The organism is Agrobacterium sp. CCNWLW155, from assembly GCF_036888815.1.
In the GTDB taxonomy this organism is placed as follows: domain Bacteria; phylum Pseudomonadota; class Alphaproteobacteria; order Rhizobiales; family Rhizobiaceae; genus Agrobacterium; species Agrobacterium radiobacter.
This window is the reverse complement of the sequence record NZ_JBAKFW010000001.1, coordinates 1,601,525-1,612,894: the sequence shown is the minus strand read 5'-3', so window position 1 is coordinate 1,612,894 and position 11,370 is coordinate 1,601,525. Positions and strand designations below refer to the sequence as shown.

The following is an 11,370-nucleotide window of genomic DNA, read 5'->3' as shown; positions in this document are numbered from 1 at the left end:
CTTGGCAGGCTGCCGAAACAGGCGTCCGACCTCTCCTTGGTCCTCCTCGGGTCAAGCCCGAGGATGACTGGGAGTGTGGAGCAGCCTTCAGGAGCGAGTGCCCAGCAGTTTTTACGACTTCTTATCGGAAACGGCCTTGTAGACCTGATCGAGCAGGGTGGTGAGCGCCGTATAACCGCTGCTGACGATATAGGCCGCCTGCGGGTCGAGATAGACGATCTGCTTTTTCTTCCAGGCATTGGTCTGGTGCACCAGCTCGTTATCCAGCACCTGCGCGGCTGCCTTGCCCGGATCGGTGGCGCGGCCGATGCCGGCATCGCGGTCGATCACGAACAGCCATTCGGGGTTGACCTCGGCCAGATATTCGAAGGACACGACGTCGCCGCGGTCGAAACGGTCGTCAATATCGGCGGCGACCGGCTTGAAGCCGATTTCGGTGTGCAGCCAGCCGGTGCGCGAGCTTGGACCGTAAACGCCGACCTTGCCGGCATTGGTGACGAGGATCATCGCCGTGCCGGAGTTGGGAGCGATCTCCTTCAGCTTCGCGACCTTCTCATCGATGACGGCATCAAGTTTCTTTGCTTCTTCCTGCTTGCCGAAGATATCGCCGAGCTTGGTGATGTTGCCTTTGACGCTGTTGATGAATTCCTTGGAATCGATCGACATGTCGATAGCGGGCGTGATCTTCGCAACGTCAGGATATTTCGCCCGCGAACGGCCGCCGACGATGACGAGATCGGCCTCGGCCGCATTGATCGCCTCGTAGTCGGGTTCGAACAGCGTGCCGACCTTCAGATATTTGCCGTCGGCATATTTCTGCAGGTAGGTCGGCAGGTTGGAGCCGACGACGCCTGTTGGCTCGACGCCGAGCGCATCGAGATTGTCGAGCGAGGGAATATCGAGAACCAGAACCTTCTTCGGCGCCGCCTTCAGCACGGTCTCGCCCTGCGCGTGCTTGATCGTCATTTCCTCAGCGCCCGCAGTCATCGCGCCAAGGCTGAAGGCCGCTGCCGCCAGCAGTCGAACGGGGAAGGTGAAGTTGATGGCCACTTATATGTCCCTTGCAATATGGTTCTGAACCGGCGGAAGTGCTCCCGCAGGGTTAACTTGATGTTCGCTATCAGCTTTATTGGCAAGGTATGCGGAAATCAAAAATATGTTTTAGAACGGTTCTGAATTGCGGTGAGCGGGAAATGTGGGGACAGTGAAACATTTGCTCAAACCTCTTCCCGGTCATCCTCGGGCTTGACCCGAGGATCCACTGTGCTGGGGTGATGGATCCTCGGGTCAAGCCCGAGGATGACGTTGAGGGTGAGGAGAGGCCGGGGCCAATGTCGTGGGTGCCCTTTTATCCGTCTGTTTTACCCGTCACGACAGCCGCGCTCACTCCGGCGGCCAGTCACCAACGATTTCGCGTCTCTCCAGCTTCAGGGAGCGGTCTGGCTGTATTCGGTAGGTCTCAATCGCCAGCCGTCCGTCGCCCATGACGAATTCATTACTGAGCGTGCTGCCGATGGGAGATTTGGTCAATTTGGTGCGGGGCTGTCCGCCATAGGTGATGCTGCCGGGAATGGGCTCCACGTCGGGTGCGGCGGTGGCGCAGCCGGCGAGGGCCAGAACCATCAAGATCGCGATCTTGCGCATGTTTTTCTCCTGCGTTTGGAGCGGAATCATATCATGGCCGCGTCTGCGCCACACATCCCGTTGGTGTGAATAAAAAAGCCCCGCATCCGAAGATACGGGGCCAGTTGCCCTAGGAGGTTTCCGGTTTATCAGTCCTCGTTGGCGGCAAGCTGTGTCAGCACCTCGCCGCGGCCGCGGATACGCATGATCAGCGGAATGATGAAGGCGGCTGCCGCGACAAGGAACAGGCCAACGGCAATCGGTGAGGTGAACAGCACCGTCGGGTCGCCCTGGCCGATGGCGAGCGCGCGGCGCAGCTGCTGTTCCGCAAGCGGGCCGAGGATGAGACCGACCACCGCAGGCGCAATCGGATAACCGAAGATGCGCATGATGTAACCGAGGATACCGAAGGCGAGCAGCATGCCGAGTTCGAACACGGACGGGTTGGCGCCGATGGTGCCGAGCGTCGCGAACAACAGAATACCCGCATAGAGCCATGGCTTCGGAATGGTCAGCAGCTTCACCCACAGGCCGACGAGCGGCAGGTTGAGCACCAGCAGCATCAGGTTGGCGATGAAGAGGCTGGCGATCAGGCCCCAGACCAGCTGCGGATTGGTGGCAAACAGCAGCGGGCCGGGCTGAAGGCCATATTGCTGGAAGCCGGCGAGCATGATGGCGGCCGTCGCCGTCGTCGGCAGGCCGAGCGTCAGCAGCGGCACCAGTGTGCCAGCGGCGGACGCGTTGTTGGCGGCTTCCGGACCGGCCACGCCTTCAATGGCGCCATGGCCGAATTCTTCCGGATATTTGGTTAGCTTCTTTTCGGTGGCATAGGACAGGAAGGTGCCGATTTCAGCACCGCCCGCTGGCATGGCGCCGATAGGAAAGCCGATCAGCGTGCCGCGCAGCCAGGCTTTCCAGGAACGCGCCCAGTCCTGCGCGCTCATCCAGACCGAACCCTTGACGGCCTCGACCTTGTCCGGGCCGGTGCTGCCCTGCGCGACGATGAACAGCGTCTCGCCGATGGCGAACATGGCAACCGCAAGCGTCGTCACTTCCACGCCGTCAAGCAGGTCGGGAATGCCGAAGCTCATGCGGGTCTGGCCGGTCAGCTGGTCGATGCCGACGATGGCGAGCGCAAAGCCGATGAACAGCGAGGTGAGGCCGCGCAACGCCGAATCCCCGAAGGCGGAGGAAACGGTGACGAAGGCGAGCACCATCAGCGCGAAATATTCACGCGGGCCGAAGACCAGCGCCAGCTTGACGATGTATGGCGCGATAAACGCGAGCGCGATGGTGGCGATGAGGCCGGCGACGAAGGAGCCGATGGCGGCGGTGGCCAAGGCCGGGCCGCCTCTGCCCTTGCGGGCCATCTTGTTGCCTTCGAGCGCGGTGACGATCGAGGCGCTTTCGCCCGGCGTGTTGAGCAGGATCGAGGTGGTCGATCCGCCATACATGCCGCCGTAATAGATGCCGGCGAACATGATGAGCGAGCCAGCGGGATCGAGCCTGTAGGTGACGGGCAGAAGCAGCGCCACGGTCAGCGCCGGCCCGATGCCGGGCAGAACTCCGACGGCGGTGCCGAGTGTGACGCCGATCAGCGCATAGAGCAGGTTCATGGGTTGGGCGGCAACCTCAAGACCGTGCAGCAGGAATTCAAAGGTACTCATGGACAGATGTCCCCCTGTCGGGCGGAACGGCTGGCGTATGCGTCATCGCGTGCCTGCGGTTTCCTGTGATCTCGAATTTTGGTCGGAATGGCCGTCAGAAGAACAGCCGTTCCAGAGGCCCGGCGGGCAGTGAAAGCTGCAGCAGCCGCGCGAAAATAAACCAGATGACGAAGCTGAGGGCGATGCCGATGGGGATCGAATACCAGAGCTTGCGTTTGCCGAAGGCGCGCGCCGTGAAGGCAAAAAGCAGGCCGGTGGCAATGGAGAAACCCGCCACCTTCAGCAGCAGCATCTGCGCGGCAAGACCGGCGACAACCCAGATAACAGGGGCAATTTCCTGTCTGTCGCGTTCGGGAAAATCGCCGCGCCATGCTTCGATGGCCGTCCAGAGCGCCAGGCCGATGAGACAGAAGCCGATGGCGTAAGGCACGGTTGCCGGGCCGACCGGCGAATAACCGGTGACGCTGGCGAGGCGGGCGCTGTCCCAGAAGATCACGCTTGCGATGAGGACGAGGAAGACGGCGATCGCCAGCGCCGCCCAGTCAGGGCGGCGCTTTTGATGCTCAGAAGGGTTGGAACCCTGGCTCATTTTACCAGTCCGATGTCTTTGAGGATGGCGGCGGTGGCGTCGGTATCCTTGGCAAGCTGTGCCTTGAATTCGTCACCGGCAAGATAGGTGTCCATCCAGCTCTTGGTCTTCAGGGTTTCCTGCCACTTGGCGGATTTCACCAGCTTCTCGATATCGGCATTGACGGCCTTTTCCTGTTCCGGCGTCAGGCCGGGAGGAGCGGCGACCATGCGCCAGTTCTGGACGACGACATCAAGGCCGCTTTCCTTCAGTGTCGGTGCGTCGACACCTTCCAGCTTCTCTTCGCTGGAAACCGCGAGCAGGCGCAGCGTGCCGGCCTTCACCTGGCTTTCGAATTCGCCGTAGCTCGAAATGCCGGCCGTTACCTGCGAACCGAGGATCGAGGCAAGCGCTTCGCCGCCGCCGGAGTAAGCGATGTAGTTGATCTTGGTCGGATCGACGCCGGCCGCCTTGGCGATCAGGCCAACGGCGATATGGTCGGTGCCGCCGGCGGAACCGCCGCCCCAGGAAACGCTGCCCGGGTCCTTCTTGAGCTGGTCGACGAGGTCGCCGATGGTCTTCAGCGGCGAGGATGCCGGAACGACGATGGCTTCATATTCACCGGTCAGGCGGGCGATCGGCGTCACTTCCTTGAGGGTGACGGGCGCATTGTTGGTGAGGATGGCGCCGACCATCACGTAACCGCCGACGATGAGGGCGTTCGGGTTGCCCTTCTGCTGGCTGGCGAACTGCGCAAGACCGATGGTGCCGCCGGCGCCCGGTACGTTCTGTACCTGAACGCTCTTGGAAATGCCTTCTTCCTGCAGCACGCTCTGCAGGGAACGCGCGGTCTGGTCCCAGCCGCCGCCGGGATTGGCCGGGGCAATGATGGTGTAATCCGCTGCAGCGGCCGGAAGAGCGATCATGCCCGCCAGAAATGTGCCGATAAGAAAATGTTTCACGTAGAAAACCCTCCTCAGGATGCCCTTTTTGGGCGTCGTTTTTCGTTTATGCGGGGGGCTTTCAGGACGCGTCTGTGCCGGCGCTGAATAGTCAGCGTGGTGCTTGGCAATCGTCCTGGATTTCCTCCCGCATCTTCTTCCGCCTCCACGGAATGAAGAAGGATTGCAGAGCATCACAAAAAGCTGTCATCTAACTGACGCTACGCAAGTCCTTGCTCATTTACTCTCTATTAATTTCCGTCGGGCGTCTACTGTGGCGTGTGTGGGCGACTTTGTTTTGCGCTTTTGAAGCTTGCTCCACCCTCATTCCCGTGCCTGTCACGGGAATCCAGCCGATGCGCGTCGGCGCGGCGGAAGGACTCCTTTCAGCCCAAGGACTTGGGCTGGCTGGATCCCTGTGACAAGCACAGGGATGAGGGAGAGTTACGGCACCCGGATTGGTTTGCGGGCGCAACCCTATTGCGACCTCAACGCCTCGTTCCAGCGCTCGATCAGGCGGCTGCGTTTCACCTGATCCAGATAGACCATCAGGCCGGGGCTGACGGGTACGGGGCGCAATTGTGCGCCGTGGATGGCCTGCATGGTGTTGGCGGTGTTTTCGCCCGCCACCTCAGGGCTGACGGCGGGAATCTGCAATTGCCGGGCCATGATCGTCTGGCCCTCCTTGGACATGAAGAACTCGAGATAACGACGCCCGAGCGCCGGGTTGGCGGCGGCTTCCGGCACCAGCCCGATACGCGACATGACCACGGTATAGTCTTTCGGCAGCACGATGCCGACATCGGGGTGGCGCGAGGCCCAGTCGGCCGCATAAGAGCCAAGAATGTTGTATCCCAGCACGAAGCGGCCGTCGGAGACCCGCTCCAGAATGGCGGAGGAGGTGGAGTAAACCTTCACGCCCGCCGCGCCCATGGCCTTGATGACGTTCCATATATCGCCGAACTGCTCCTGATCGCGTGACATGAACAGGAAGCCGACGCCGGAGCGTTCGATGTCGTAAGTTGCGATGCGGCCATGCACTTGCCTGGCGTGGCGTTCGAGATAATCGACAAATTCGGCGCGGGTGGCGGGCGGCTTTTCCGTGGTGAAGCTCGGCTTGTGATAGACGAAAACCGCCGGCTCGAAGGTCAGCGCATAGGCGGTGTTGCGCCAGTTCGCCCAGGCGGGCCAGCGGGCGCTCATGGCAAGATCGGAGCGCTGCGCATAACCGTCATTGCTCAGCTTCACCTGCAGATCCATGGCGGAGGAAAAGGCGAAATCGGCGGTCTTCTTGCCCGCATCGGTTTCTTTTACGATGCGGTCGTAGATTTCGCCGGTTAGCATATCCTCGTAGTGGACGGCGATATCGGGATTGGCCTTCTGGAAACCCTCGATCATCGGCGTCGCCAGCGGCTCATCCAGCGAGGAATAGACCACCAGCGTTTCCGCATCCGCCTTGCCTGATGGGGCGGGAAAAATGGCGACCTGCGCAAGCGCGGGCGAGGCCATGCAAAGACAGAGGCAGAGAAAAAGGCAGATACGCATGGAAAAGATCATGCCGCACGCGCTTGCCATTCACAAGCGGCAAGGGCTTGGTTAAATTCGGCGGATTGCGGGAGGGAAGATTTGCGTATTTTGCTGGTCGAGGACAATCAGGTGCTGTCGGAAGGGCTTTCCGCACTTCTGCGCGGCAGCGGTTATGCGGTGGACGTGGTTTCAGACGGCGCTTCCGCCGATGCGGCGATTGCAGCGGAAAGTTTCGACCTCGTCATTCTCGATCTCAACCTGCCGGAAATGGATGGCATCGAGGTGCTGCGCTCCATGCGCTCGCGTCAGGACAAGGCGGCGGTGCTGATACTGACGGCGCGCGGCACGCCGGAAGAAAAGGTCAAGGGGCTCGATCTCGGCGCCGACGACTACATGATCAAGCCGTTCGACATCACGGAATTCGAGGCCCGTGTGCGGGTGCTGCTGCGCCGCAATGCCGGCTTGCGTTCCTCCGCCCTCAGTTTCGGCAAGGTGCTTTTCGATCTCAATTCCCGCACCTTTTCCGCAGATGGGCGTCCGCTCGATATTCCGGCGCGCGAGGTGGCGCTGCTTGAGGTGCTGTTCATGCGGGCGGGCAAGGTTGTCGCCAAGGAGGCGATCGTGCAGTCGCTGACCGGCTTCGACGACGATATTTCCGCCAATGCCATCGAGCAATATGTCAGCCGCCTGCGCAAGCGGCTCGCGCCCCACGGGCTGACGGTCAAGACGGCGCGCGGCATCGGTTATTATCTCGAAAAGCTGCCGGAGATGGCTGAATGATACAGGCCGCCTATTCGCTCAGGCGGCGTCTTCTAGGCTGGCTTCTCATCTCCACCGCCATTATCGGCTGCGTTGCGCTTACCGATACATGGCGGGAGGCGGTCAATACCGCCAATGTCGTCTCCGACCGGGTGCTCTCAGGTTCGGCGCTGGCCATTGCCGAACGCGTGGTGGTGGCAGAAGACGGCTCGCTGGAAGTCGACATTCCCTATGTCGCGCTGGAAATGCTGACATCGGCGGCGCAGGACCGGGTGTTCTACCGAGTCGACGGGCCGAACGGGCAATTCCTCACCGGTTACCAGAACCTGCCGACCGTTGCGAACCCGGCGGGTGATACGCCCGCCTATCGCGATGCCGTGTTCCGCGATGAACCGATCCGCATCGCTGCTATCAGGCGTTTCGCCTCCACCGGCATCAATTCCGTGCCTTTTTCCGTCACCGTTGCCGAAACCACGATTGCCCGCAGCCAGCTGGCGCAGGCGATCATCCTGCGGTCTGCGCTCCGCCTGCTCCTGATGATCGTGGGGGCGGCCATCATCGTCTGGATCGCGGTGACGATTTCGCTCCGGCCGCTTTACCGGCTCAGCGAAGCCATTGCCGAGCGCAGCCCGAACGACCTGCACCCTATCCGCCAATCCGTGCCGGTGGAGGTGGAAAATCTGGTTGAGACGGTCAATTCCTTTATGGTGCGGCTGCAATCGGCGCTCGATGCGCTCAGGCATTTCACCGGTAATGCCAGCCATCAATTGCGCACGCCGCTTGCCATCATCAGCACCCAGCTTGCGCTTTCCGCCCGCGCCGCAAGTCTCGAAGACGCGCAGGCGGCGGCGCGCAAGGGCGGCGCTTCGGTGGCCCATGCCGAACACATCCTCGCCCAGTTGCTGCGCATGGCCAATATCGATGCTGCCGGTTCGAGCGAAAAACATGATTTTTCCCAGATCGACCTCGTGGCGGTGGCGCAGAACGTGACGGCAGATTTCGTGCCACGCGCGGCCGACGCCGGCATCGATCTCGGTTTCGAAGGCGAGGGCGAAGCGACAATTCTCGCCGAGCCGCTCCTTATCGGTGAACTGATCGGCAATCTCGTTTCCAATGCCATCAACTACGCGGGGCGTGGTGCGGAAGTCACCGTGCGCGTCGGCAGGCAAGCGGGTGCCGTCTGGCTGGAAGTGGAAGATAACGGCCCCGGCATACCCACGGAAAAACGCGCCATGGTGCGCCAGCGCTTCGCCCGCGGCGAAGCCAACGCCGCCCCCGGCGCCGGCCTCGGCCTTGCGATCATCGAGGAGATCGCCGGGCTGTTCGGCGGGCGACTGACGCTGGAGGACGGCGCGGGCGGGCGCGGGTTGAGGGCGCGGGTGGTGTTTGGTGGCGTGGAAAAGGCGCCGTAGCCCGCCGGGTTTATCAGGCGGCCGTGTCTGCAGGCGGTTTCGCCACCAGCGAGAGCCTGTAGCCCAGCGCGTCGGCGACCTTGGCAATCGTCGCCAGTTCCGGATTTCCCTCGCCGCTCAGCGCCTTGTACAAGGTCTGGCGGGGAAGGCCGGTTTGTCTCGAAAGGTCAGTCATACCCTTGGCCCGCGCCACGACGCCCAGCGCATGGGCGAGCTCCTGTGCATCGCCGCTCTCTGTGGCGTCGGCGATGTAAGCGGCAAGCGCTTCGTCACTATCAAGGTAGCGGGCAGCATCGTAATCGCGTGTCACAAGTGGCATGGTCTCACTCCTTGAGCGCTCTGGCCAGTTTCTTGGCTCTGGCGATGTCGCGGGGTTGCGATGCCTTGTCGCCGCCACACAGCAATATGATGACGACATCGCCGTGCCGGACAAAATAGACCCGATATCCGGGTCCAAGGTCGATCCTGAGTTCGCTGACGCCTTCGCCAACCGGTTTCACGTCTCCGGGATTGCCGTCCGCCAGCCGGTAAATGCGGCGTGCGATGCGGGCGCGCGCCTGCACATCGCGCACAGACCCGCCAGCCAGTCGGCAAACTCGCTTGTTTCCCGGATCGTGAGCATGGTGCAATGTAAACTGTGGTTGTCATTTCGTCAATGACGAAGGTTTCACCCCATCCGCTCCGAAGCATAGCTGCCGGGGCTCGGCGGGAAGACGACCGTGCGGTTGCCGTTGATGAAGGTGCGGTGGTGGATATGGGCGTGGATGGCGCGGGCCAGCACCTGGCTTTCCACGTCGCGGCCAAGCGAGACGTAGTCGTCGGCCGATTGCGCGTGGGTGACGCGCACCGTGTCCTGCTCGATGATCGGGCCTTCGTCGAGATCGGCGGTGACGTAATGCGCCGTTGCGCCGATAAGCTTCACGCCGCGCTCATAGGCCTGCTTGTAGGGGTTTGCGCCCTTGAAGCTCGGCAGGAAGGAGTGGTGGATGTTGATGATCTTGCCCGACATCTTGCGGCAGAGGTCATCGGACAGAACCTGCATGTAACGGGCCAGCACCACGAGTTCCGTGCCGCTCGTTTCGACCAGGTCCATCAGCTGCGCTTCGGCCTTCGGCTTGTTCTCCTTCGTCACCTTGATGTGGTGGAAGGGAATGTCGTGGTTGACCACCACTTTCTGGTAATCGAAATGGTTGGAGACGACGCCGACGATATCGATCGGCAGCGCGCCGATCTTCCAGCGATAGAGGAGGTCATTGAGGCAATGGCCGAAACGCGACACCATCAGCATTGCCTTCATGCGCTGGCCGTCCGGGTAGATCTCCGCCTCCATGCCGAATTTTTTCGCCACCGGCTGAAAGCCTTCGGTGATGGCCTCAAGGGAGGCGCCTTCTTCCGAAATGAAGGAAACGCGCATGAAGAACTTGCCGGTCTCGAGGTCGTCGAACTGCGAACTGTCGACGATGTTGCAGCCCTTTTCCGCCAGATAACCGGAAATCGCGGCGACGATGCCACGGGTCGATTTGCAGGCTACGGTCAGAACATAGGATGTCATTCGTTTTCCCTCAAAGACTTCGCGCCGGCATCAGCCGGCACAGTTCGGCGCGTTCCATAGCGCAGCTTGGCGGCGGAGCAAAGCGCGAAGGCGACGTAGCCAAAGTCATAGGGCGGGAAACGGGCGCGCGCCGTGCCGGAAGCGACATGGAATGTTCCATGGCCAGCACGGCGGCGTCGGCTGTTTCAGTGCTGCCGTTGCTGGCCTCAGGCGCGGCGCAGGCGCATGGCCGGGCGGCCGCGGCCGTCGATCAGTTCCAGCGTGCCGCGGCGCGGTTCCAGCCGGAAGGAGCGCGCGCCTTCCAGCGCGTCGATGAACTGCCGCTCCTGGCGCATGATGTCAGGCGCGCAGGCCATCTGGGTGGAGATCATCCGGCCGAAATCGACGCGGTTGCGGCTGATCTTCACCTCGCCGCCGATGCCGTTACAGCCGGCATTGCCGGAAACGCGGCCCTCGCGGGTAATTTCCAGTGTCGCCTGGCGGCGGCCGCGAATCCGTTCGCCGCGGATCTCCTGCACCAGCCAGCGTCCATCGATGCCGGCTTCCGGCTCCGGTCTGCCCGGACCCGCGCCGACACGCTCCAGCACGAGATCGGTATCGTCGCGACCGCCGGTCAGGACGGAGTAACGGCGGGTGGTGGTGAAGAGCAGACGGTCGCGGTCGCGGATTTCGGCGCTCAGCGCATAGGAACGGCGGCCACGAATGTCGCGGTCGTCATAACGCAGTACAAAAGGCACCGGCACCTGGCCACGCGGGCGGATGGTGGTTTCGGCAATCGTCTGCGACGGCGCATCCGCCAGCGAAACATCGATCAGGCGCACGGTGACGGTCGCGCCCGGCGGCAGGGCGATGCGCTCGCGATAGGAGACGCTGCCACGCAGGCTTGCCGGCGCGGCGACCGCACCACTTGCCGCAAAAAGCGGCGCAAGCGCGACAAGCCCGGCGAAACTGCGGCGCGAAAGAAGAGGTCGGTGGTCGGTCATGGTGCTTGCTCCGTGCTGGTTCCGTTCGAATTCCACCGGATGATAAAAAACGGCACTGAACGGGCGATGAACCGACGGGACTGCCCGTCGCTTTCAGGTTTCGCCCGTCACCTCCTCGGTGACGACAGAGGGGCCGTGCCTGTATTCGAGAAGGTCTCCGGGCTGGCAGTCCAGCGCCTCGCAGATCTTTTCGAGGGTTTCGAAGCGCACGCCTTTCGCCCTGCCGGATTTCAGGATTGAAAGATTCTGTTCGGTAATGCCGATACGGGCCGCGAGCTCCTTTGATCGCATCTTCCGTTTTGCAAGCATGACATCCAGATTGACGATGATCGGCACGG

At 62.0% G+C, this 11,370-nt stretch carries 12 protein-coding genes and 1 pseudogene; 2 read left to right on the top strand and 11 right to left on the bottom strand.

What is annotated here, in order from left to right:
* Nucleotides 1-111: 111 nt before the first annotated feature.
* The 6 genes from V6S97_RS08140 to V6S97_RS08115 form a co-directional block, all read right to left on the bottom strand.
* Nucleotides 112-1,050, bottom strand: a complete 939-nt coding sequence (locus V6S97_RS08140; RefSeq protein ID WP_099085886.1) for a siderophore ABC transporter substrate-binding protein — start codon at nucleotides 1,048-1,050, stop codon at nucleotides 112-114.
* 333 nt (nucleotides 1,051-1,383) lie between these two features.
* On the bottom strand, nucleotides 1,384-1,644 hold the full coding sequence (locus tag V6S97_RS08135) for a hypothetical protein (protein ID WP_004429904.1): 261 nt from the start codon (nucleotides 1,642-1,644) through the stop codon (nucleotides 1,384-1,386).
* A gap of 128 nt (nucleotides 1,645-1,772) precedes the next feature.
* Nucleotides 1,773-3,290, bottom strand: a complete 1,518-nt coding sequence (locus tag V6S97_RS08130; protein ID WP_004429907.1) for a tripartite tricarboxylate transporter permease — start codon at nucleotides 3,288-3,290, stop codon at nucleotides 1,773-1,775.
* 94 nt (nucleotides 3,291-3,384) lie between these two features.
* Nucleotides 3,385-3,879 carry a tripartite tricarboxylate transporter TctB family protein gene (locus V6S97_RS08125; RefSeq protein WP_004429909.1) on the bottom strand — a complete coding sequence of 165 codons (495 nt, stop codon included), beginning with the start codon at nucleotides 3,877-3,879 and terminating at the stop codon, nucleotides 3,385-3,387.
* Nucleotides 3,876-4,784 (bottom strand): Bug family tripartite tricarboxylate transporter substrate binding protein, encoded by a 909-nt coding sequence (locus tag V6S97_RS08120; protein WP_153463847.1) that lies wholly within the window; start codon nucleotides 4,782-4,784, stop codon nucleotides 3,876-3,878. Before V6S97_RS08120 ends, V6S97_RS08125 begins: the two co-directional genes overlap by 4 nt.
* A 492-nt stretch (nucleotides 4,785-5,276) precedes the next feature.
* Nucleotides 5,277-6,374: an ABC transporter substrate-binding protein gene (locus tag V6S97_RS08115; RefSeq protein ID WP_376903886.1), complete on the bottom strand. Its 1,098-nt coding sequence runs from the start codon at nucleotides 6,372-6,374 to the stop codon at nucleotides 5,277-5,279.
* A 51-nt stretch (nucleotides 6,375-6,425) separates the two neighbouring features.
* Between V6S97_RS08115 and V6S97_RS08110 the strand changes: the two genes are divergently transcribed.
* Together V6S97_RS08110 and V6S97_RS08105 are read left to right on the top strand one after the other, a co-directional pair.
* Nucleotides 6,426-7,106, top strand: coding sequence for a response regulator (locus V6S97_RS08110; protein ID WP_003491888.1), 681 nt, complete (start codon nucleotides 6,426-6,428; stop codon nucleotides 7,104-7,106).
* The gene (locus V6S97_RS08105) at nucleotides 7,103-8,497 is read left to right on the top strand and encodes a sensor histidine kinase (RefSeq protein ID WP_334426496.1); all 1,395 of its coding nucleotides are present in this window, start codon (nucleotides 7,103-7,105) and stop codon (nucleotides 8,495-8,497) included. Before V6S97_RS08110 ends, V6S97_RS08105 begins: the two co-directional genes overlap by 4 nt.
* 13 nt (nucleotides 8,498-8,510) lie before the next feature.
* Here V6S97_RS08105 and V6S97_RS08100 read toward each other — a convergent pair whose 3' ends face one another.
* The 5 genes and pseudogenes from V6S97_RS08100 to V6S97_RS08080 form a co-directional block, all read right to left on the bottom strand.
* The gene (locus V6S97_RS08100; RefSeq protein WP_060723677.1) at nucleotides 8,511-8,816 is read right to left on the bottom strand and encodes an addiction module antidote protein; all 306 of its coding nucleotides are present in this window, start codon (nucleotides 8,814-8,816) and stop codon (nucleotides 8,511-8,513) included.
* A 4-nt stretch (nucleotides 8,817-8,820) separates the two neighbouring features.
* A pseudogene (locus V6S97_RS08095) lies at nucleotides 8,821-9,119 on the bottom strand (type II toxin-antitoxin system RelE/ParE family toxin).
* 45 nt (nucleotides 9,120-9,164) lie between these two features.
* Nucleotides 9,165-10,049: a formyltetrahydrofolate deformylase gene (gene purU, locus V6S97_RS08090; RefSeq protein ID WP_099085890.1), complete on the bottom strand. Its 885-nt coding sequence runs from the start codon at nucleotides 10,047-10,049 to the stop codon at nucleotides 9,165-9,167.
* Nucleotides 10,050-10,255: 206 nt separating this feature from the next.
* The gene (locus tag V6S97_RS08085; RefSeq protein ID WP_334426495.1) at nucleotides 10,256-11,032 is read right to left on the bottom strand and encodes a YbaY family lipoprotein; all 777 of its coding nucleotides are present in this window, start codon (nucleotides 11,030-11,032) and stop codon (nucleotides 10,256-10,258) included.
* 93 nt (nucleotides 11,033-11,125) lie between these two features.
* Nucleotides 11,126-11,368 (bottom strand): helix-turn-helix domain-containing protein, encoded by a 243-nt coding sequence (locus tag V6S97_RS08080; RefSeq protein ID WP_060723674.1) that lies wholly within the window; start codon nucleotides 11,366-11,368, stop codon nucleotides 11,126-11,128.
* Nucleotides 11,369-11,370 lie beyond the last annotated feature (2 nt).